This window comes from Kordiimonas aestuarii (assembly GCF_025574465.1).
Classification (GTDB): domain Bacteria; phylum Pseudomonadota; class Alphaproteobacteria; order Sphingomonadales; family Kordiimonadaceae; genus Kordiimonas; species Kordiimonas aestuarii.
Map to the genome: position 1 here is coordinate 147,375 of NZ_JAOBPP010000019.1, position 22,584 is coordinate 169,958.

The following is a 22,584-nucleotide window of genomic DNA, read 5'->3' on the forward strand; positions in this document are numbered from 1 at the left end:
AGTAGGGCGTCAAACTCTTTTTTTCTTGGCAGGGGAAAACAGGCCTGTCAGCCTGTGGGGAAAAAATGGGGAGGGAATGATGAAAGCGGATTATCTTAACGGCATCCGTGTGCGCGGCAGGGAGATGAACAGGGTAGAATTCCTCTCAGATGCGGTGTTTGGTTTTGCTTTGACCCTGCTTGTGGTCTCACTTGAGATACCTCAAAGTTTTGCGGACCTCCAGAACGCCATGATGCACGCGCCTGCATTTGCATGTTCACTGTTGGCTTTTGGCTTTATCTGGCATTGCCATTATCGCTTTTTCAGGCAGTTCGGGCTGGAGACAAATGGCACCATGTGGTTGAACGGGGTTATGCTGTTCCTCATCCTTCTGTTTGTTTATCCGCTAAAATACCTGTCCACGGTGTTGATCAGCTTTCTTGTCATGCATAAAGCGCTGGGGATTCCGATCGAGTTTTATATTTCGATTTCCTTGGCGGATGCGCCCGCGCTTCACATCATTTATTCCCTTGGGTTTGGAGCAATCTTTTTCTGTCTGACGTTGTTTTATGTGCTGGCGCGACATAATGCGGATGCGCTGGATCTGGATGCGTCAGAGCGTCTTGCGGTCACGGGGCACATATGGGCTTATGGTGTCGTGGTCGCTGTCGCGTTGATCAGCACCTTTCTGGTCATTGTGTGCCCGCCCGCCTGGCAGTTGCCTGCCGCCGGCTTTGTGTACTGGCTGATTTGGCCGATCGAAGTCATCATCGGGCGGCATTTTGCCGGGAGGGAGAAACGTCTCCTGTCCGTGGATCAGGCCACATCAAGTTAGATTTGCATTCTGCAGCAGAATCCATACAGTGTTCCGCGACTGGGGCGGATGGACTTTATCAACACGGGCGGGGGAGCTCTGTGACGTTGGATGTGCCAACCTTAATCGCGGCAACAACATTGCTGCTGGTTTTATCTTCACTTGCGCTGACGGCGCACTGGCTTGCCAATCTGGGCACCATGGGGCTGCGTGGTGCCGCGTTCGGTGTGATCGCGGCGACGGTCGGCAGCTATCTGCTCATTCCGACAGCCGACGGTCCAGGCATGTTTGCCATGCTGTCAGGCGACCTGCTGATCCTTTTCAGTCACATGGTTGTCTGGCTTTCTATTGCGACATTCTGGGGGGTGGGGTCACGCGCGCTCAGCTATTTGGCCTTTGTCCTTATGGCGGCTGCCGCTGTCTCTCTTTCGACCCATGTTGTCGGCGGCTATAACGGTGCCTTGCGTGGGGCGTTGCTGTCGGCTTTTGTGGCCATGTTCTCCTTTGCAACGGTGTTGACGCTTGTGCGGGCACTTGGCGGCCGGCGGGCGTTTTATCGGGGTATTGTCAAGCGTACATCTGTCGGCGCAGCCATTGCCGCCATGCTGTTCCTAGGCCACACGCTTTTCCACGTTTATCGGTCCTATGAATGGCGTCAACTGCCGGTGGATGTCATGCACTTCGATGAACTGAACCTTGCCGTCTGGACGCAGGTGGAATCGATGATTTTTGTGCTGATGCTGGCACTGACGGTGATCATCATGACCACCGAGCGGTTGCAGAACGAGCTGAAAATCCAGGCGATGATGGACCCGCTGACGCAGGCGCTGAGCCGGCGGGCGTTCATCACCGTGATCAAGACCGTTGTTGCGCGCTCCAAACGGTTGTCTGAGCCGGTGTCGCTGATCATGATCGACATCGACCGCTTCAAGCGCATCAATCTGCGCTTTGGGCATCTGGTGGGGGACACGGTGCTGAGCCATTTTGGCGAGCGTGTAATGGAAGGTCGCCGGGCACAAGATGTTTTCTGCCGTTTTGGCGGTGAGGAATTTGTGCTGTTGCTGCCGGGCACGGATGAAGAAGGGGCGGCCCTTGTTGCAAATCGCGTTCGCGCGGCTGTCTGTGACGTGCCGTTCACCGTGCAGGAAAAGGAAGTGTCCCTTACCCTCAGTACCGGTGTGATGACGGCCCGCGGCGATGATCTGCTGTCGGACGGCATGCTGGACGCGGCCTATAAGGCTATGAAAGAAGCCCAGAAAATGGGGCCTGGCCATATCGCATCCGCCGGTTCGATGCCGCCTGTACCGCCCGCCGATTAGTTTTCCCAATATCCTGTTTTATCGCGCGTCATGCGGAGGGTGGCACCGCTGGCGTGCGTAATAGTCTCAAAGCAATAACTTTGTGAGCGAGACTGAAATGAAACGTCATACCAGACCACGAATTTTTAAATTTGCCCTTGTGGCCACCATCGTTGGGGCAGGCATCTGGTATGTTGCCGGCGATGAAGACGCCAGCATGGCGGCGACCGGCCAATACATCACCAAACCTGCCGATATTGGCACCATCCAGCGCAGCGTGTCCGCCAGTGGTTCGGTGCGTCCGCTTATCACTGTTGACATAGGCTCGCAGCTTTCAGGCCAGGTGGCCGAAATGCTGGCGGATTATAACGATGAGGTGGAAGAGGGGCAGCTTCTTGCCCGGATCGATCCGCAAACATTCGCAACCCGCGTTAAGCAGACAGAGGCGGAACTGGCTGTCGCTCGGGCGACAGTTACTGTGCAGCAGGCATCAATCACCCGCGCCAAGGCGCAGCTCAGGGAAGCTGAGCGCACCCTTGCGCGGCAGAAAGACCTGGAGAAACGGGGTAACGTGTCGGTCAGCGCGCTTGACGGGGCGGAGACATCGTACGCCACGGCGCAGGCGGACCTCATCAGCGCCGAAGCCCAGCTTGAAAACGCCAGGGCCACTGTCGCGCAGCGGGAAGCGGCGCTTGACCAGGCTCGCATTGACCTTGCGCGTACGGAAATCCGCTCCCCCATCAAGGGCACTGTCATATCCCGCAGCGTGGACGTGGGACAAACCGTGGCAGCAAGCCTGCAGGCGCCTACGCTGTTCCAACTGGCGCAGGATCTGTCTGAAATTCAGGTTGAGGCCAATGTGGACGAAGCGGACATCGGCACCGTGCAATCGGGCAACCGGGTATCCTTCGGCGTGGACGCCTTCCCGGAACGCAGCTTTGACGGTGTTGTCAAACAGGTGCGTCTGGCGCCGCTGGAGGAATCGAACGTGGTGACCTACACCGTGGTGATCTCTGCCAGCAATGCGGATCGTATGCTGTTGCCGGGCATGACTGCGAATGTGGAAATTTTCACTGGCGAGAAACATGATGTGGTGCGTGTTGCCAATGAGGCGCTCAGATATCGACCGACGAACCCACCCGAAACAGTGGCGGAAACAGAACCGCGCCGTGGCGGTGGCCAGTTTATCGAACGCTTCCGGTCTGAACTTGCATTGAGTGATGAGCAGACGGAGGCACTGCGCACTGAATTTGCCAAGTTGCGCCCGCAAGCGGGGGGCGGTCGCACTGGTGGCCTGACCTTGGGCCCCCCTCCCAACAATGGCACCAATGACCGCTTGCAGGCGCGCCAGCGCATGGAAGCCATGCTGGATAAAGTGATGAAAGATATCCTGACGAATGAACAATGGGCCAGCTACGAGGTCGGTAAAAGTGCGCGCGCAAGCGTACGCCGTGCCCAGCTATGGGTGCTGGGGACAAATGGGAAACTTGAACGGGCCAACGTGTTTCTCGGCCTTTCGGATGACGACAACACCGAAGTTATCCGGGGGCTTGAAGGTGGTGCACAGATTGTTGTGCGGGAAGAAAGGCCAAAAGGATGAGCCGCGCCATACCGGTGATCGAAGCCTGGGGACTATGCCGCCACTACCAGCAGGGTAGCCAGGCGGTGAAAGCGCTGGACGGCGTTGATGTGACCATCATGCCAGGCGAGTTTGTGGCTGTCATGGGGCCTTCGGGGTCTGGCAAGTCCACCTTCATGAATATTTGCGGTGCACTTGACCAGCCGACAGGCGGTACGGTGAAGGTGGCCGGGCGAGACCTTTCTACCCTGTCGCGTGACGCTCTTGCGGACCTGAGGAATGAGGTTATCGGCTTTGTATTTCAGCAGTTTAACTTGTTGCCGCGAACCAGTGCGCTGCAAAACGCCATGCTGCCGCTACGGTATGCCGGCATTGGTGGGGCTGAGGCGATCAGTCGCTGTACACGCGCGTTGGCCCAGGTGGACCTCGCTTCGCGCATGGATCACCATCCCAATGAGCTGTCGGGCGGGCAACAGCAACGGGTGGCAATTGCGCGTGCGCTGGTAACAGGCCCCCAGCTTATTTTTGCCGATGAGCCAACCGGCGCGCTCGACAGCGCCACGTCGGTTGAGGTGCTGAAATTGTTTCAAAAGCTGAATGCGGACGGCATGACCATTGTGATGGTGACCCATGACGCCGACGTGGCGGCTTATGCCGGACGCACGTTGCACTTCATGGATGGCCACATTGTTCGCGACACCGCGACAGAGCGGAGGGCAGCGTCATGACCTTGTTTGCAGCCTTCCTTGTGGCGCTTGAGGCACTGAGGTTGAATGCCCTGCGCACAGCGCTGGCCATGTTGGGCATCATCATCGGTGTGGCCGCTGTCATTACCATGGCATCCATCTCCACCGGGGCGGCAAAGCGCGTTGAAGAGCATATCTCCAGTCTGGGCACCAATTTGCTGATCGCGCGTCCGGGCTCAAACCGGATGGGTGGCCGGCGGGGTGGCGCGGGCACAAGCGAAAGCTTCAGCGAAAAGGACGTGGCCGCCATCAAAACCGGTGTTTACGACATTGCGGCCATATCCGGCGTGGTCAACGCGTCCGGGGCGGTGGTATATGGCAACACCAACTGGCAAACAGGGGTGCAGGGTGTGCACGCCGATTTCCACATCGCCCGCGCGTGGGGCGTGGCCAGTGGTTCACCGCTGACAGATGAGGACATCCGCCGCAAATCCAAGGTCGCCGTGATTGGCCAGACAGTGGCAGAAGAGCTGTTCGGCAGCCAGTCACCGCTTGGTGAACGTATCCGCATCAAGAACATTCCGTTTGAAGTGGTCGGGGTGCTGGCCGAGAAGGGCCAGTCAGGCATGGGGCGGGACCAGGATGACACCATTCTTGTGCCCATTTCAACCGCACGCACCCGCCTTGTCGGGCGGGAGGGCTCGGTCGCCGAACCGGTGCAGATGATGTTCATCTCTGTGCGCGACGGCGCCGACATGAGCCGCGTACAGGATGATATCGAAACCCTCCTGATGGAACGCCGCAATATCAAACCCGGTGCGCAGGCTAATTTTGATGTGCGCAACATGTCCGAGTTTATCGAGGCCCGCACGGCAACCCAGAATACCATGGGCATGCTTTTGGCCACGTCAGCCGCTATTTCGCTGGTGGTGGGCGGCATCGGCATCATGAATATCATGTTGGTGTCGGTAACCGAACGCACGCGCGAGATTGGCTTGCGCATGGCGGTGGGTGCGCGCGGTCGCGATATCCTTGTGCAGTTCCTCGTGGAAGCCATCACACTTTGCCTCGTGGGGGGCATGATCGGCCTTGCCGTCGGGGCCGGATGTTCGGGCCTTGTGGCACATTATGCCGGTTGGCCGGTGCTCATGGACCCGCTGTATGTGATCCTTGCGCTGGCGGGCTCAGCGACCGTGGGGCTGTTCTTCGGCTTTTACCCGGCGCGGCGGGCGTCACAACTGAACCCGATTGACGCCCTGAGATACGAATAGGTATGGGGTAGTGGGGAAGGGCTATGGATAAAGAAAAAGGCGCATTTACATGATGCGCCTTTTCAACTGGACAGGGCCGTATGCCTAAAGCTTTTCCACCATCAGGCTGCCGATTGAATAGCCCGCGCCGAAGGAGCAGATGATGCCCTTGGCACCAGCCTTCAGGTCGTCGCGGTGTTTGTGGAAGGCAACAACGGAACCCGCGCCCGCGGTGTTGCCGTATTCGTCCAGCACGGTTGGCGCTTCGGTCGCCTCGGGCTCGCGGCCCAGAAGCTTCTTTGCGGCATACATGTTCATGTTGATGTTGGCCTGGTGCAACCACATGCGGCTGAGGTCTTCAACCTTCAGGCCGTCGGCCTCGATCTGGCTTGAGATAAATTCGGTCACCAGCGGCAGCAGTTCCTTGAACACCTTGCGGCCTTCCTGCATGAAGAACATGTCGCGGCGTAGCATGCTGTCATCGTCAAGGCGGGTCATCGGGCCGTAGTGTGAGCGGATATTGCTGGAGAACTGGGTGCTGGCTTTGGTGCCTGTTACCTTCCACTGGTCCTTGCCGCGGGCGATGTCTGCGCGTTCCAGCACCACAGCTGTGGCAATATCGCCAAAGATGAAGTGGCTGTCGCGGTCACGGAAGTTGACCATGGTGGAGAAAATCTCCGGGTTGACCATCAGGATGCGGTCAGCGGTGCCGGCTTTGATGGCGTTCACGCCTGCGATCAGGCCATAGGTGGCGCTTGAACAGCCCATGACCATATCAAGGGCGGAACCGCTGGTGCCCAGATGATGCTGGACCTCGATGCCGATAGCCGGGAAGTAACGCTGCAGCGCGGCGGCGGAGCAGATGATCTGGTCGATCTCCTCGGCCTTCAGGTCCGCTTGCGCGAGTGCTTCTTTTGCGGCTTCGATCGCCATATGGGCCTGGAAGCAGGCATGTTCCTGGTCGCCGTGGCCCCCCTCAGGCATTTTGGACATCATGCGGTTAAGGTCCATCACGCCTTCAACGTCCACCATGTGGCGGGCCTTGATGCCGGATGCCTTTTCGATGAATTCGGCGCTGGAATGCTGTTTGGGCGCGACAAGGCCCGCATCAATGTCTGCCTTGTGGTGGGCATTATACTGGTCAACATATTCGTTGAAGGTTTTTACGAGTTCCTCGTTGGTGATCCGGTGAGGTGGCACATAAAGACCCGTACCCGAAATAACTACATCAACCATGCCAAACTTTTCCTTAATTCCTTAACTGACAGTCAGCCCTTTTGTGACAGGGCTGTTACAAGGACGCCCAGATATACTGCCTTTTTTGCCATACGCCAACCAAACATTCGTGGAATATCTGCCATGCAAAAAATGGCTTAGTTTTCTGTAGGATGGCACAATTCGCTGTGCTACCTGTCATATCATGTCGATCTGGGGAAAAATTATTGGTGGAACGGCCGGGCTCGCCATTGGCGGGCCTATTGGCGCATTAATCGGAATCCTGGCCGGTGCCGCAGTTGACGCCGGCGTTGACGCGGGCATGCGACCAAATGATGCCACCCGTCACGTGACCTTTACCATCGGAGTGATTGCCCTTGCCGCCAAGATGGCGAAGGCCGATGGCCGGGTAACGCGCGAGGAGGTGGATGCTTTCAAACAGGTGTTCCGCGTGCCGCCCGAGGAAATGCACAATGTTGGCCGCGTGTTCGACATGGCCCGCCAGCATACGGCGGGCTTTGACGCCTATGCACGTCAGATAGCCGACCTGATCGGCAGCAATCGCGCGGTATTGAATGACCTTCTTGAAGCGCTGTTTTTCATCGCGAAAGCTGACGGCGAAGTGCACCCCAACGAGCTGGATTATATCCGCGCGGTCGCGCAGATTTTTGGCTACAGCAAAGACGAGATTGCGGACCTGGTGCATCGTCATGTGGGCGCGGACCCAAGCTGCCCTTATGGCGTGCTGGGCGTGAAGCCTTCCATCAGCGATGCAGACCTGAAGGCACACTACCGCAAGCTGGTACGGGAAACCCACCCCGATCGCCTGATCGCCGAAGGTGTCCCCAACGACTTTATCGCCGTGGCAACCCGCCGCGCAGCAGAAATCAATGCGGCCTATGACCAGATCATAACCGACCGCAGGAAGAAGTAACGCGATGAAGTTTCTTGATATTCTGCTGGTAATTCTGGTGACAATCGCCTGGGGCGTGAACTTTGTTGCGGCAAAATGGGCACTGGAAGGTTTTTCACCGATTTTTGCCAATGGCCTTCGGTTTGCGGCGGTGGTGATAATGCTGTGGCCTTTCCTGCGCATCATCCCGGGGCGCATGGCCGACCTCGCAATCGCCGCCGTTGCGTTGGGTGTCATCCATTTTGGCGCTGTCTTCTGGGCAGTGAAATTGTCGGATGGTGTTGGCTCAGTGGCGATTGCCTCTCAGCTTAATGTCCCGTTCTCGACACTTCTGGCCATTTTCCTGCTGGGCGAAACGGTGGGGTGGAAACGGGCGGCTGGCATAGCGCTCAGTTTTGTCGGCGTCTTGGCGCTTGGCCTTGACCCAACCGTTTTTACCTATTGGGAAGGTCTGCTTGTCATGACGTTCGCGGCGCTGATGTATTCGGTGTCCGCGATCCTGATGCGGCGGCTGAAGGACGTGCGGGCGGTGACTACACAGGCCTGGGTGGGTGTGGCCGGGGTTATCGGGTCGTTGCTGCTGTCTTTCGCGTTTGAAAGCGGGCAACTGGAGATGGTTGAGGCCGCGCCAACAAGCGCCTGGCTGGCTGTGCTCTATAGTGGCATCGGCTCTTCCGTCATTGGCCATGGTGGGGCAAACTATCTGCTCAGAAAATATGAGGTATCTGTTGTTTCGCCCTATTTCCTCTTGACCCCGGTGGTGGGGGTTCTCGCTGGGGTTATCATGCTGAATGAGGCCTTCACCTGGCGGATGGCGCTTGGTGGCGCCCTGACGCTTGCGGGTGTGCTGGTGGTGACGCTAAGGAACAATGCGCGTTCTGCCCGTCTCGCTGAGGTCGCAGAGGACAGGGCGGCGGTTTAGATAATGCCTGATATTATTTTGCATCCGTCCCCCAACTGGAATGAACGCCCTGCGGGTGCGGTTATTGACACCGTTGTGCTGCATTATACGGGCATGGCGACGGGTCAGGTGGCGCTTGAGCGATTGTGCGACAAGGTAGCCCAGGTTTCCGCCCATTATCTCATAGAAGAGGATGGCCGTGTGTTTGCGCTGGTGCCGGAAGAAAAACGCGCGTGGCATGCCGGCGTTTCGCGGTGGCGCGGGGTGGACAACCTCAATCATACCTCTATCGGCATCGAGCTTGTGAACCCGGGGCATGACTTTGGCTATCGGGCGTTCCCCGAAGCCCAGGTCACAAGCCTGTTGTCGCTTCTTGAAGGCATCAACACGCGTCACCATATCAACAGACATGGTTATGTTGGCCACAGCGATATCGCGCCGGATCGCAAACAGGACCCCGGTGATTTGTTCCCGTGGCAACGCCTTGCCAGACACGGCTTCGGTTTATGGCCCCAGGTTGGCGGGGCGGATGTCACGGTTATCGCAAAACGTGGCCAAAAAAATGTCAATGTCGTCAAGTTTAACAAACAATTAGGTATCATTGGATACTCTATAGATGACATTCAAAGTTTCGACGCCACAACCGAGTGTGCAGTTCGTGCCTTCCAGGCACATTGGCGACCCGAAACCGTCTCTGGCGTGATCGATATTGGGACCGCTTCCATTCTGGAAGATATCGCGGGCCAGCTAGGCCAATAGGGGAAGGTATATGAAAACACTGCTTCTTTCTTCCATGCTGGGCATGATGGCGAGCCCTGCCTTTGCACAAAGCCCCACCGTCACGAACGAGCATAAGCCCAATGAACAGACCCTGGCGTGCCTGGAGGCACCCACGCGGGACTGCGCCTTTACCTCTGCCCTGCAGACGGTGATCAGCGAAGAACTGGGAATTGAACGCGCCAAGGTGCTTATAGGCGTCGCCAGGTCAATGATCGAGACCGGTCAGACAGACCAGGCCATCCAGACCCTTATGCTGGCGCTTGATGAAGCACGCACGGTCAAGATCACCTTTGTCACGCAGGAAAAGATCACAGAGATTGCTCCGCTGCTGGCGCGGGCCGGCGATGTGTCCGGCGCGTTGGCACTTGTTGGTGAGTTGCAAAATGAAGGCATAAAGGACACGGTGCTGACTGAAGTCGCGGAAGAAGCCATCGCAGCAGGGCAGCTTGCCGATGCGCGTGTGGCGCTTGGTCAGATGCAGAACCGCACCAAGGCTTTCTGGCGGGAACTCAGCCTTCTTGCGCGCGCGCCGAAAGAAACGCTGACGACGGTGAAACTGCCGGACCTGGACAAGGAAGTGCGGGTACTTGACCGCACGGACCAGCGTTATCGCGGTATTATCCACCTCGCCGTCATTGCCGACCGTATGGGCGATATGGCAGAACGCAATGGATATCTGACCGAAGCGGATGAGCTTTTCACCGGTGTTGTGGGGCTTGGCACACGTGCCGATGTCGTCGCACAGCGCGTTCGTGCCATGTATGATGCGGGCATGAACCCGGCGCTTGTCCGGGCCAGTTATGACCTGGCGCTGTTGCACGGCGGACGCCTTGGCCGGAACGAGGCCCAGATGCTGGATTTTGCGGTTCAGGTTGGCCCCGTGGAGGCAGGCATTGGTTATCTGGATGCTGCGCTGGAGCGCCTTGAAAATTTCAAGCAGGTCGATTCAAAAGCAGCTTATCTCGCCTCGTTGCGTACCGGGCAGGGCGAGGAAAAGATCGCTGCGAAAATGCGCGAAGTGCTGGGTGAGGTAGCCCAGCTGCAAGGCGCGTACGAGCGCGACATTGTGCGCCTGAAGCTGCTTGAAGGTGCACTTGATAACGCGAATATCGACCTTGCCAGCCGCATCGTAAAGTCCATGGAAGACGATGACAACCAGGCATTGGCGCTTGCCCTGATGGCACCACTGTTGAACTAGGCGGCCCTTGTGTTGCGCCAAAAAGAGCTGGGTTTCCCCCGGCTCTTTTTTATTGATTTTGAAGGGCTTCGTCCCGCGCGGTTTTAGCACTGCCCTCACCGGGTGCCGTGACCGGCCTTCTCCGCGTCAGCCAAAGGAAGGCTGCCGGGGCATAATAGAAACTCACCACCATTGAGAGGAACGCGCCCCCCGCGATTGCTACGGCAAAGGGGGGCCAGAAGGCACCGCCTGCAAGGATAAGCGGTGTGAAGCCACCCACTGTGGTGATGGTGGTCGAGAGGATATGCCGCCCGGTTTTCATCACACCGCGCACGACGGCGTCCGGATCACCGGCCCGAGCGTCCGGCATGCCCCTGAGTTCAGACAGGATGACGATGGCGGCGTTGATGGCAAGCCCCACAAGGCCCATCAGGCCGAAGATCACCACGAAGCTGAGCGGGAAGCCAAAGAACCACAGTGAGAAGAGGCCAAGGCCTGCGGCCTGCATGGCTGCTGCAAAGGTGACGAAGGCCATGCGGAAGCTGTTGAAGGTCAGCACTATTGCCAGCAGCATCAGTACCAGTAGCAGGCCAACGGTGCCAAACAGCTGGCCTAGCGCTTCATTGCGTTCTTCGCTTTCGCCGCCAAATTCCACGCTGTAGCCGGGCGGGATTTCAAGGTTTGCTTTATCCAGTTCGCGCAGCATGGCCTGGAAGGCGACTTCCGGCAGCACGTCAAACTCCAGATACGCCATCACCTTGTTCATGCGCACGCTGTTATAATGCTCGATAGTTCCAACCTTGGTGGAAAGTTTGACATCCGCAACGGCAGAGACCGGGACGTCTGCAAACGAGCGATCCTCCTCCAGTCGTGTGTTGGTGCCTATCAGGCTCATGTTGGCGATGGAATTGAGATCCTGCCAGTTAGCCCTGTTGGCGATCAACTTGACCGGTACCTGCTGCGTTTCTTCAATCAGATAGGTGGCAGTGATACCGGTTGTCAGCGCCTGAAGCTGGCTTTCAACCTGGCTGAGCGTCAAGCCGGTGACCGATACGTCATCCTCACGTGCCTCCACCGTTACCATCGGGCGACCCGCCTTCAGTGTTGTGCGCGTGATGGTTACATTGGGCAAGCGGCTCAGGATCGCGCGGATGTCATCGCCGATGCGCTCAAGCATGGCAAGGTCTGGGCCCAGCACGCGCACTTCAATAGGGGCAGTGATCGGCGGGCCTGTGCCAAACTCGCGCACCAGCACGATGGCTTCCGGCAGCATTTCCGTCAGCTCCTCCTGAAGCTGCGGGATCATCTGCGGGATCTGGTCGAAATGATCAACGGTTACGACGCCGACACCTGCGTTAACGAGGCCATCGGTCTGGGCAACCATGGCATAATAAAACTTTGCCGGGCGGGTACCGATAAACCAGTGCGAACTTTGCACGGCCTCATCGGCTTCAAGCCGCTTTTGTACTGCTTCCACGGCCTGTCGGGTTTCTTCAATCGCGGTCTGTCCCGGCATGTAAACCTCAATCCGGAACTGGTTGCGGTCACTGGTGGGGAAAAACTGCTCGGTCAATTGCCCCGCCAGCACAAAGCCAAGGATCGGGATGGCCGTTGCCGCAATCATGGAACGCACCGGATAACGGACCGACCATTCAAGGCTGCGCTTGAAAGGGCCTGAAAGCCATTTGGCGTCAGCCCCGTCTCGCCACCATACGCGCTTAAGCGGTGTATCGGCATTTTCACCAGGTTTACGGCCTTCAACCACCCGACCGGCAACGGCAGAAATAATGGTAAAGGCAATGACATAGGACGCGATCAGGGATGCGATCACCGCGGCGGGCACACCCAACAGGAAATCACCGGCATTGCCGGGCATCAGCACAAGCGGCATGAAGGCGATGATAGTTGTCAGCGTGGACCCCATCAGCGGCAGCCAGAGTTTTTTGACCGTTTTGGCTACGGCTACAGATCGGCGTTCCCCCTGGAGCCGGAGGTGCTGGATTTCATCCGTGATCACGATGGCATTGTCGACCATGATGCCGAGCGCGACAATAAGGCCGGTTACCAGAACCTGCTGGATACGCAGGCCCATCATGTGGGTCATGGCAAGGGCGGCAAGGATCGTCAGCGGCAGGATAGACGCAGACACGAGCGATGCCCGCCAGCCAAGGGAAACCAGAAGCACGACCAGTACGACAAGCGCGCCTTCCGCCAGATTGCCCATCAGGCCATGCAGGCGCTCGTCGGCATAATCACGCTGGTCGAAGATGCGCTCCAGATGTACAGAGGAAGGCAGGGTGGCACGCATTTCTTCCATCATGCGGCCAAGTTGCTCCGACCAGGCGTCGATGCGGCTGTCTTCAAACATGCGTGCGGCGATGGCGACACCGTAATGGCCATCAAGGTAAGCCAGTTTACTGGGCGGGTCCTCGAACCCGCGTTCCACGGTGGCAACATCGCCGAGCCTCAGGCTGGCGCCATTTTCATCCAGGCCAAGGGGAATGCGCCGGATACGGGCAAGGCCGTCGAGCGCGCCGGCCACCTGGACAACCATGCGGTTGTTGCCGTCAGAGACGACGCCGGCGGCGCCGCGCGCGTCAGAGCCGCGGATACGCTGTGCGACATCCGCCATCGTCATGCCGTAGGCTGCCAGTTCACCATCATCAACGGTGATGCGGATTTCTTCTTCTGGCAGGCCAATCACATCGACAAAATCCGTGCCACCCAAGTTGCGGATTTTGCTTTCTATCTCGCGCGCGTGACGGCCGAGGATGGCATAGTTGATCGGGCTGTCGGCGTGCCACGTCAGTGAAAAAATGGCGGAGTGCGCGTAGATGCGGGTATCGGAAAAATCAGGCGCGGTGGAGCCCGTGGGCAGGTCCGTTACCTCGGAGACCTTATCGCGCAGGCGTGCGGTGATCGGTTTGGCATTGTCGACCCTGTCTTCAAGCTCGATGGTGATCAGCGAAACACCGGGGTTTGAGACACTCCTGACCGTCTTGACTTCAGGTACTTCGCGTATCTTGCGCTCAAGCTTTTCGGTGATCTCCGCTTCCACCCGCTCCGCATCCGCGCCGGGGTAAAGCGTTGTGACCTGCACAATGCGGCTTTCCATGTGCGGGTCTTCAAGCTTGGGCATGCTGATGAAGCTGTTCAGGCCCGCTATGACGATCAGCAGCAGGATAAGCCACACCACACGGGGGTGGTTATAGAGGGAACCTTGCATGGCTGGCCTCCTTAACTGCGCGTGGCGGGGTCAATGGCCAGCACGGTGACGCGCTGACCCGGGGCGAGGCGTTCAACCCCGTCAGCGATCACCTTGTCGCCGTTTGAAATGGTGCCGGTGACATACACACGGTTGGTGTCGGTATAAAGCACCTGCACGTTTTCAAAGCGCACTTGGGGGCCATCCTTGCCCTCCACCACTTTGTAGACGCGCCACAACCCGCGAACGTCGGATGATAGCGCCCGGATGGGCAGCCAGGTGCCGCTGGTTTCCTGCCAGTCGCTGACGACGGCGGTAATCAGTTCACCCCGATCTGCACTGCCTTCGGGCAAGTTGAAGGTGACCATCATGGTGCGGGTCTGGCCTTCGATTGTGGGGACGATCGAGCGGATGGTGGCACCGTCAATTTGTTTGCGCCGACCACCCCGAAGTTCAATTGGTGCGCCGTTTCTGGCCGCAAAGGCATATTCGGGAGGCATGCCGATATGGGCTTCCATGCGGGTATTCTCAGACAGCTCCAGTAGGCGGGTGCCGGCGGCTACCACGGCGCCTTCATCCAGGTGCCGCGCTGTGATTACACCGGAAAACGGCGCTTTTATTTTCGATTTGGCGATGTCCACATCTAGGGCGGTCACCGTAGCCTCAAGGCGTTTCGCCCGGGCGCGCAGGCTGATGGCATTGGCTTCCGCTTCGTCAAGGCGCTGTGCAGAGGTATGCCCTTTGTTGAAGGTTTCCTTGGCGCGCGCCAATGTGCGCTCGGCAAGGTCAAGCGACGCGGCGACCTCTTCCCTCTCGGCAAGCAGTTGTGCGCGTTGGGCGTTCAGACGCGCGGTGTCCAGTTCCGCGAGAACATCGCCTTCTTCAACGTGGGTGCCAAGGTCGACACTAATGCCAGCGACTGTACCACCAAGCTCAAACGCCATACTTGACATACGTCCCGGTACCGCGCGGCCGGTGAAGGTGCGGCGCGCATGATAACCATTTTCAATTTTCACATCAGTGGTGCGGACGGGAAGGGCGCGGCTCAGGCCGCTGTCGGGAGCGGTTTGCGCGGGCAGGCGCACAGCCAACACAGTGACAAATATGCCAACAGCGGCAACAATGGCCACCTGCTTTATCAATTTCGCTCTCTGAACCATTTTGTTTCCTGCTGTCGTAACCTGGGCCGGATCAATTTTTCTTGGCCATCGTTATCATTGGTCAGCCTGCTTATATATTAAACTGGACTGTCTAGTCCATAAATTATTTAAACAAGATTCCGTAGGGTAAAATTTACTTAGAGACTTTTAGACACTTGCATATAAGGCCCGGGCTTTGTTATTTGTAGACCCTATAGTCTAAAAAATACGAAATTGTGCGTCCGGTGGATTTGCAGTTTTGAGATAAAAAGAGTATGGAAAGCGCCAGAAAAGACGCTCCCCGCGTAACGGAAAGGGTAAACCGTGACTGAAACCGCCACCGCGCTACCGACCAGTGATCAGGCAGATGAAAACCGCCCGACACGTGGGCGACCAAGGGATAGCGAGAAAAATTCAGCGATCATTGATGCGGCGTCGGTGCTGTTCCTTGAAAACGGATTTGACGGCACCAGCATGGACGAGGTGGCGAAACGCGCCGGTGTTTCCAAGCAAACGGTCTACAGCCATTTTTCCAGCAAGGAACAGCTATTCTCGGAAGCCATCCACATCACCATCGCCAAATATTTCCCTGATGCCGCGCTGGAGATGGTGGAAATTCATACGCTCGAATCAGACCTTGTTGCTGTGGCTGAAACCTATGCCCGGTTGCTTTTGAGCGACCAGGCAATTGCTATGCACCGGGTGCTGGTTGCGGCGGCAGGCAAGGGGCCGGAACTGGCGCAGATCTTCTGGCAGGCCGGGCCGCAGGAGATGAACGAGAAGCTGGAAGAGTTCATTGGCACCTGGGCAAACAAGGGCGAACTCAAGATCGATAATCTTGAAAAAGCCAGCGGGCAGTTGATCACGCTTCTCAAGGGCAAGCTGCATTTCATGCGCGAAATCGGTATGGCGGACAGTGTCACCGAAGCCGAGGTCAAGGAGCAGGCCGCGGACGCGGTTGCGTGTTTCCTCAAGCTTTACAAGGCCTAAGCCACTCTGGATAAAAGCAAAAAGCCGCCCGGTGGGGCGGCTTTTTGTTGGGTGGGTGTTGCGCCCTAATCAGTGCCGTCTCGCGATTCCATGCCTTCGCCCTTCAGTGCTTCGCCGGAATAGCGGGCGTTATCCTTGTCACCCTTCAGGTTGTTCGGCAGGTTGGCTACCTGCGTTTCGGTTGCCGGGCCGAGTGTTTTATCAAAGATAATCTCGTCGCCCTTGCTTTCGAAAATACTACAGGCGGACAGGGACATCAGGGCGGCAATCGCGAACAGTTTTTTCATTTTTCTTCCTCGGGGACTATATCTCAATACGCGGCATGGCCGGACTGTGCCCCATTTTCTATCGCGTTTCAACAGCCTTGACGCAGGGTGGCAACCATGAGCATAAAGGCGCCGCAGATGGCCGGATGGCCGCCGCCGCCCGACGCCTCGGTGATCGGGCGGGGGAGGAAAGTCCGGGCTCCACGGAAACACGGTGCCGGTTAATGGCCGGCGAGGGCGACCTCAGGGAAAGTGCCACAGAAAGCAAACCGCCATGCGAGCATGGTAAGGATGAAAGGGTGCGGTAAGAGCGCACCGCGTCGCTGGTAACAGCGATGGCACGGTAAACCCCACCGGGAGCAAAACCAAATGGACGGTTGCCTTTGATGGCAGGGCGGGTTTCTGCGCCTCCGTCGTGGTAGGTTGCTGGAGCCCTGTGGCAACACAGGGCCTAGAGGAATGGTCATCCCCTGCTTGCAGGGACAGAACCCGGCTTACAGGCCATCTGCGCTTTTATCTTTGGTAAAAATTTCTGTTTTACAATAATTTTTATTGATCTTCTTTGTGTCCGTTGCAATAGATTTGCGGTGTTGGCTTCTCAAGCTGGCATGCAATTAAAAAGAACAGTAACAAGGACAGTGAAGATGAACATCAGAAAACCCCTTTTGACCACAGGCCTCGCGCTTTCGCTCGCGCTCGGGACTGCGCTTGTGCCGCTCACGCAAGGAGCCCATGCCGCGAATGCCGAGGTTGATGCCAGCCAGTCGTGGATCGAGAAATCCAACGCCTATTCGGCGAAACTTCTGGGCCTCATGGCGAAATACGCGCCTGAGTATGCTTCCATGATCGGCGTCGCCGCTGCTGACACTGAAGTGATGGACGTGCAGCCAAAGGTGCTGGAACGCTACACCGCGGATGCGAAAAAACTGATCTCGGAATTAAAGGCCGCGCGCACGCAGGAAAAAGACCCGGCGCTGGTGCAGGATATCGACATCATGATTGCCTCGCTCGAGCGGGATGTCAAAACCAATGCGCTCACAAAAGCCAACCTGCTCACCTACAACAACGTGCCGCAGGACATCTACAGCGGTTTCCAGGCGCTTCTGGGCTCGGGCAGCGACGCCAGCCGACACGAAAGCGCGGTGGTGCGCCTGCGGAAATACGCCGGGCTTGAGGAGGGCTATCAGCCGATCACCGAGCTTGCGACAGCGCGCTCCCGCGAAAGCTTTGCCGTGGAGGGGCTGGCTGGCCCGTTCAAGGACGAGGTGGAGCAGGACCTCGAGCACCTGCCTGTGTTTATCGAAGGGCTTGCACCGCTTTTTGAAGGCGCCGGACTTACCGGTTGGCAGGAGCCGCTTGAGAAATTGAAAGCCCAGCTCACAGCCTATGGTGAGTTTGTGCGGGGCGAGATTGTACCGCGCGCTCGGTCGGAGGCTCGCCTGCCGCGCCCCCTCTACGAAAACGACCTCGCCAAATGGGGGCTTGAGGGTGTGACGCCCGAAACCCTGATCCAGATGGCGTCGCTTGGCTATGCGTCGATCAAGTTCGAGATGGAAGCGCTTGCACCGCTCGTCGCCGCCGAGAAAGGCTATGCAGAGACAGACTATAAAAGCGTGATCAGGTATCTCAAGGAAGAAGGTATCCCGGGCGACGAACTTGAAGCCTATTACGCGAAAACCATCGCGGACCTTGAGGATATCGCCCGCAAGCATGCAATCATCAGCGTGCCCGTGCGTGACGCGCAGATCCGCATCATGGACGAGGCTGAGACTGCCGCCAACCCCGCGCCCAATGTGCAGCCGCCACGTTTCGTGGGCGGGGATGAGAAAATCTACCCGACCTTCCGCCTTCCGCTTGTGAAAAAGAACGGGGACGGCACGTGGCAGACGACGGATGATACCTACAAGGCCTCCACATGGACACTTGCCGCGCATGAAGCCCGGCCGGGGCATGAGATGCAGTTCTCAGCTATGCTTGATCAGGGTGTGTCGCTCGCGCGTCAGCTTTATGCTTTCAACAGTGTGAATGTGGAAGGCTGGGCGCTTTACGCCGAAGCGATCTCCAAGCCCTATATGCCGCTTGACGGCCAGCTTATCTCGCTCCAGAACCGGCTGGTGCGGGCAGCGCGCGCCTTCCTTGATCCCATGCTCAACCTTGGCCTCATCACGCCTGCAGATGCGAAACGCCTGCTCATCGAGGACGTGATGATCGACGAAGGTTGGGCACAGGACGAGATCGAACGCTACACGTACCGCATGCCAGGGCAGGCGACCGCCTATTATTATGGTTACTCCAGGCTTATGGCGCTGCGGGCGGAAGTGGAACTGAAGCTGCGCGACAAGTTTGTGCAGAAGGACTTCCACGATTTCATCCTCTCGCAAGGCCTGTTGCCGCCCAGCCTGATGCACAAGGCGGTGATGGAACAGTTTGTGCCTGAGGCGCTGGCCAAATAATTCAGACAGAGACAAGGGCGCGACATCAGCGCCCTTTCTTTTCTCATTTCATGCGCTAAAGTTCCGTCCAGTCAGACAAGAGGGGACAGCGTATGACTTTCAAAAAATTTTTCTCGCGGGGGCTTTTGGTCGGCGCGGCATCGGTAGCTTTGAGCCTTGGCGCGCAAGCTGACTTCGCCGAGGCCACCAAGGGGCTGGAGTTCAAGGGCGGCCTGGTGGATACCTATGTGGATCACGCTAAAGCGCGGGTGCTGCTCGCGCTCGACAAGCCGGACGAGAACGGCATCGCGGGCCGCTATATCTATGCGGCGTACCTGACGGGCGGCCTTGGTTCGAACCCGGTCGGGCTTGACCGCAGCGTGCCCGCCGGCGGTGAGATCATCTCTTTCCGGCGTATGGGGGGCAAGGTGGTTGCGATGGTGGAGAACCATAATTTCCGCGCGACAACCGATAATACGGCCGAAAAGCGCGCGGTGGAAACCAGCTTCGCGCAGTCGATCATCTGGTCCGGCGATATCATGGAAGAAGATGAGGGCACGGGTCGCCTGCTTGTTGATTTTTCCCCGTTTCTTACCCGTGACGCTGTGGGCGTGGGCGCCCGGCTGAAGGCGGTGGGCGAAGGTAGCTTTTCGCTGGTGAAAGACCACTCCCTCGTTGACACCAAGGCCGCTTTCATGTTCCCCGAAAACGGGGAGTTTGATGCCTATGTGACCTTCGCGTCCGACAAGCCGGGCCGCGAAGTGCGCCAGACCACACCAATCCCCGAAGCGGTGACGCTTATTGCGCACACAACGCTGATCAAGCTGCCGGACGCAGGTTATGAGACCCGCCTTTATGACGACCGGGCGGCCCTTATCGGCATGACCTATGTGGATATGTCCGCACCGCTCGCGGGCGACACGGTTGTGCGCCTCGCGCGCCGGTTCCGGCTGGAGAAGGACGAGAGCGGCAACGTCATCAATCCGATCATCTTCTATATCGACAATGGCGCGCCCGAGCCGATCAGAAGCGCGCTTCAGGAAGGCGCGAACTGGTGGGCGGATGCCTTTGCCGCAGCGGGCTACCCCGGGGGCTACAAGGCTGAGATTTTGCCCGAAGGCGTGCATCCGCTTGATGCGCGCTATAATGTGGTGAACTGGGTGCACCGCGCCACCCGCGGCTGGTCCTATGGTGCCGCGGTTGCAGACCCGCGTACGGGCGAAGTGCTGCGCGGCGTTGTGCTGCTCGGCAGCCTGCGCGTGCGGCAGGATATCAAGATATTTGAGGCGCTTTCGGGAGCTTCGAAAACCGGCACGGGGGCTGCGGATGATCCGGTGGAGCTTGCGCTTTCGCGGATCCGCCAGCTTGCGGCGCATGAGGTGGGCCATGCTCTTGGTTTCGCGCATAATATGGGCGCCAGCACCTATGATGACCGCGCAAGTGTGATGGACTACCCCGCCCCTGACGTGCGGGCAAACGAGGATGGCACGCTTGATTTCTCCCATGCCTACGGCGTTGGCATCGGCACGTGGGACAAATGGACGGCCAGATTCCTGTACGGCGACTACGGCGACATGCCTGAAGCGGCGGCACAGGCAGCCCTGATCCGAGAGGCGGATGACTATGGCCATCTGTTTGTTTCCGACCCCGACAGCCGCAGCATCAGTAGCGGCCATGCGCGCGGCGCCGTGTGGGACACAGGCGCTGACCCGCTTGCCAGCCTGGCGAATACGATGAAGGTGCGGCGTATCGCACTTGACCGCTTTGGCATGGACAACCTGCGGGACGGTGAAAACGTGACAGCGCTGCAGAGCAAATTTGTGCCGCTGTATCTTTATCATCGTTACCAGCTCGCGGCCGCAGCCAAAAGCCTTGGCGGCATGGATTTTGTCTACCGGCACGAGGGAGATGGCCGCCCGGCACCCGCTGTGGTGCCGTGGGAGCGGCAGGAAAAAGCACTGTCGCTGCTTCTGGAAACCGTGTCACCAGCGGCGCTGGATGTAAAAGGCGACGTGCTCGCCACCTTATCGCCGCTTGGGTATTCGGATGGTGACCCGCAATTCGGGCGGGAAGTGTTTGATAATACCAGCCGGCCAATGTTTGACCACATGGCAGCAGCGGCTAGCGCAGCCTCCCTCAGTTTTGATGCGTTACTCAATCCTGCCCGGCTTGCTCGTGTTGCCACGCAGGGCGATGCGAATGACGGATACCCCGGGCTTGCGACTGTGCTGCGCGTGGCGACGGACAAGGTGATGGCGTTCAGCAAAGATGAGAACAAAACCCGTGCTGGCCTACGTGAGCTGGTGGCAAATCTTTACGCTGAACGGCTTATTGGCCTTGTTCTGGGTGAGGATGTGCCGGTTGCTGTCCGGCAGGACAGCAGGGTTGCGCTGGCGGATGTGAAGGCCCGGGCTGAGAAATTGCGCCGTTCATATGGTGCTTTTGCATCAGCTCTGACCGCCCGCATTGACGATGCATTGGCGCGTGCTCGCACGCCAGCGATAAACGCGCCGGCGGCTGCGACTGTGCCTCCGGGAAGCCCCATCGGTAGTGAGTTGGGCGAAGCTTGCTGGCATTGCGACGAGCTTGATTGATATTAATGTATGGCCGGGGCCTTCGGGCCTCGGTTCTACGCTTCGGGCCCAGATTTCAGCGGTATGAACAATCACATCACCTATCTTGAAAAACTGTATGGGGAAATGGCTGCCAGACTTTCGCCTGCGAGTGCATTTCAGGCGTACACTCATTTCCAGGCGTGGAAATATCGCGAAGCCGAGGCAAGCCTGAGGCTGGAAAAGCTGACGCCGGCCAAACTTTCAGCCCGAGCATATGTGGCGGCCTATCGCATTGGTCTCAAGTTAAAGCCAAGCAAGCGTGACTTATTTCACCTGATGGCAGGGGCCGACACACCGCAACTGAAGTTCGAGCTGTTGGTGGCAGCGGCCTTTTCGCTGCGAGGTCAGGCGTTTCTGGAGCTATGCCGTGAGACGGAGCCAGATGCCTTCCCCCCTGTACAATACCGCGACGTGCTTGCGGGGTTAATCTTCCATGCCATGCTCAGGGTAGAAGGCAGGTCAAGCCCTTCGCTTTTCATCTACTGGCAGGTTTCACCTGCGCTTCTGGCGTTTGCTCACAAACTTTATGACGCCGAACAGTTGACGCACCAGCCAGCAGCATTTGCTGAAGCTCTTGCCCTTGCGGCCAGCGAACTTCAACTACCGCTGGCCCCGTTTCTTGAGCCCGCACGGTTATTATGTTCGCTTCAGACGTTCCGTGAAATGCAGACGGACGTACCCGCGCCCGAGGTATATTTTAAAGGCTTTGCCTTCTCGCCGCGGGGGCCTGTGATCACCGTGCATGCGAATGCTCGGTATTATCATAAATATGCGCGGCGGTTTTTGGCGTCATGTGCGGCGTGTGAACCGCAGGCGCGTGTACATCTTCATCTTGTCGGGTTCCGCGCCCGGGCGGCGGAGCTGAAATCACTGGCTGAAGAGACCGGAGTGCAGCTAAATGCCAGTAGTGAAGCCATCCCGTATCGCGGACCTGCGGAGGCCTGGTATTCTGCAGCTTCCAGATTCCTCCATCTGCCCCATTGGATTGAGCGCTACGGGTTTGTTGTAGTGTCTGATATCGATGGGGAGGCATGCTTTCAGCCAGAACTTTTGCACGCGATTAAGCCCGGCACGACCGCCCTGCATAGACCCGTCTATGACGGTGAAAATTACCAAGCCATTTTGTGGAAGAATTTTCATGCCGGTCGCTCCGTATTTCATCATCCACCTGCAGAAGCGATCAAAAGCCTTGCGGGTTACATCGCAGCGGGTTTCAGGGACGGTGTCCCGGCCGGGAAACGGCTGTGGCATATTGACCAGATAGGCTTGGCGCTCATGACGTTGGCATGGCCGGACATGACGGTCGTACCGTCTCCGCCGATCTTTCACCAAAAGAAATAGCGGT

17 protein-coding genes and 1 other RNA gene are annotated in these 22,584 nt (G+C 58.0%); 14 read left to right on the forward strand and 4 right to left on the reverse strand.

Annotation, left to right across the window (positions count from 1 at the left end; translation table 11 throughout):
• The first annotated feature begins 76 nt into the window (after positions 1-76).
• From OEU85_RS08105 to OEU85_RS08125, 5 genes are all read left to right on the forward strand, one after another.
• Entirely contained in the window at positions 77-814 is a 738-nt protein-coding gene (locus OEU85_RS08105) for a TMEM175 family protein (protein ID WP_262690971.1), read from the forward strand.
• Between the two features lie 80 nt (positions 815-894).
• On the forward strand, positions 895-2,112 hold the full coding sequence (locus OEU85_RS08110; protein WP_262690972.1) for a GGDEF domain-containing protein: 1,218 nt from the start codon (positions 895-897) through the stop codon (positions 2,110-2,112).
• A 97-nt stretch (positions 2,113-2,209) separates the two neighbouring features.
• Positions 2,210-3,691 (forward strand): efflux RND transporter periplasmic adaptor subunit, encoded by a 1,482-nt coding sequence (locus OEU85_RS08115; RefSeq protein WP_262690973.1) that lies wholly within the window; start codon positions 2,210-2,212, stop codon positions 3,689-3,691.
• Positions 3,688-4,398, forward strand: coding sequence for an ABC transporter ATP-binding protein (locus OEU85_RS08120; protein ID WP_262690974.1), 711 nt, complete (start codon positions 3,688-3,690; stop codon positions 4,396-4,398). Before OEU85_RS08115 ends, OEU85_RS08120 begins: the two co-directional genes overlap by 4 nt.
• The gene (locus OEU85_RS08125) at positions 4,395-5,627 is read left to right on the forward strand and encodes an ABC transporter permease (RefSeq protein ID WP_262690975.1); all 1,233 of its coding nucleotides are present in this window, start codon (positions 4,395-4,397) and stop codon (positions 5,625-5,627) included. The genes OEU85_RS08120 and OEU85_RS08125 overlap by 4 nt, the downstream gene beginning before the upstream one ends.
• Before the next feature lie 84 nt (positions 5,628-5,711).
• Here OEU85_RS08125 and OEU85_RS08130 read toward each other — a convergent pair whose 3' ends face one another.
• Positions 5,712-6,842, reverse strand: a complete 1,131-nt coding sequence (locus OEU85_RS08130) for a beta-ketoacyl-ACP synthase III (RefSeq protein ID WP_262690976.1) — start codon at positions 6,840-6,842, stop codon at positions 5,712-5,714.
• A 184-nt stretch (positions 6,843-7,026) separates the two neighbouring features.
• Between OEU85_RS08130 and OEU85_RS08135 the strand changes: the two genes are divergently transcribed.
• From OEU85_RS08135 to OEU85_RS08150, 4 genes are read left to right on the forward strand one after another with little or no spacing between them, the layout of a single operon-like run.
• Positions 7,027-7,755 carry a TerB family tellurite resistance protein gene (locus OEU85_RS08135; RefSeq protein WP_262690977.1) on the forward strand — a complete coding sequence of 243 codons (729 nt, stop codon included), beginning with the start codon at positions 7,027-7,029 and terminating at the stop codon, positions 7,753-7,755.
• A gap of 4 nt (positions 7,756-7,759) precedes the next feature.
• The gene (locus OEU85_RS08140) at positions 7,760-8,656 is read left to right on the forward strand and encodes a DMT family transporter (protein WP_262690978.1); all 897 of its coding nucleotides are present in this window, start codon (positions 7,760-7,762) and stop codon (positions 8,654-8,656) included.
• A gap of 3 nt (positions 8,657-8,659) precedes the next feature.
• The gene (locus OEU85_RS08145; protein ID WP_262690979.1) at positions 8,660-9,394 is read left to right on the forward strand and encodes an N-acetylmuramoyl-L-alanine amidase; all 735 of its coding nucleotides are present in this window, start codon (positions 8,660-8,662) and stop codon (positions 9,392-9,394) included.
• Between the two features lie 10 nt (positions 9,395-9,404).
• Positions 9,405-10,613, forward strand: coding sequence for a hypothetical protein (locus tag OEU85_RS08150; RefSeq protein WP_262690980.1), 1,209 nt, complete (start codon positions 9,405-9,407; stop codon positions 10,611-10,613).
• Between the two features lie 49 nt (positions 10,614-10,662).
• Here the strand turns inward: OEU85_RS08150 and OEU85_RS08155 are convergent, their stop codons facing one another.
• Together OEU85_RS08155 and OEU85_RS08160 are read right to left on the reverse strand one after the other, a co-directional pair.
• Complete coding sequence (locus tag OEU85_RS08155; RefSeq protein WP_262690981.1) at positions 10,663-13,818, reverse strand: efflux RND transporter permease subunit; 3,156 nt, start codon at positions 13,816-13,818, stop codon at positions 10,663-10,665.
• 11 nt (positions 13,819-13,829) lie between these two features.
• Positions 13,830-14,957 carry an efflux RND transporter periplasmic adaptor subunit gene (locus OEU85_RS08160; protein WP_262690982.1) on the reverse strand — a complete coding sequence of 376 codons (1,128 nt, stop codon included), beginning with the start codon at positions 14,955-14,957 and terminating at the stop codon, positions 13,830-13,832.
• Between the two features lie 303 nt (positions 14,958-15,260).
• Between OEU85_RS08160 and OEU85_RS08165 the strand changes: the two genes are divergently transcribed.
• The gene (locus OEU85_RS08165) at positions 15,261-15,926 is read left to right on the forward strand and encodes a TetR/AcrR family transcriptional regulator (RefSeq protein WP_262690983.1); all 666 of its coding nucleotides are present in this window, start codon (positions 15,261-15,263) and stop codon (positions 15,924-15,926) included.
• A gap of 65 nt (positions 15,927-15,991) precedes the next feature.
• Here OEU85_RS08165 and OEU85_RS08170 read toward each other — a convergent pair whose 3' ends face one another.
• Positions 15,992-16,213 (reverse strand): hypothetical protein, encoded by a 222-nt coding sequence (locus OEU85_RS08170; RefSeq protein WP_262690984.1) that lies wholly within the window; start codon positions 16,211-16,213, stop codon positions 15,992-15,994.
• Positions 16,214-16,326: 113 nt separating this feature from the next.
• On the opposite strand from OEU85_RS08170, the gene rnpB reads away from it, so the two are divergent.
• The 4 genes from rnpB to OEU85_RS08190 all read left to right on the forward strand — a co-directional run bounded on the left by rnpB (position 16,327) and on the right by OEU85_RS08190 (position 22,580).
• Positions 16,327-16,705, forward strand: an RNA gene (gene rnpB, locus OEU85_RS08175) — RNase P RNA component class A.
• A gap of 131 nt (positions 16,706-16,836) precedes the next feature.
• Positions 16,837-18,645, forward strand: coding sequence for a DUF885 domain-containing protein (locus OEU85_RS08180; RefSeq protein WP_262690985.1), 1,809 nt, complete (start codon positions 16,837-16,839; stop codon positions 18,643-18,645).
• Between the two features lie 92 nt (positions 18,646-18,737).
• Positions 18,738-21,218, forward strand: coding sequence for a zinc-dependent metalloprotease (locus OEU85_RS08185; RefSeq protein WP_262690986.1), 2,481 nt, complete (start codon positions 18,738-18,740; stop codon positions 21,216-21,218).
• Positions 21,219-21,281: 63 nt separating this feature from the next.
• Entirely contained in the window at positions 21,282-22,580 is a 1,299-nt protein-coding gene (locus OEU85_RS08190) for a hypothetical protein (RefSeq protein WP_262690987.1), read from the forward strand.
• The last annotated feature ends 4 nt before the right edge of the window (positions 22,581-22,584 follow it).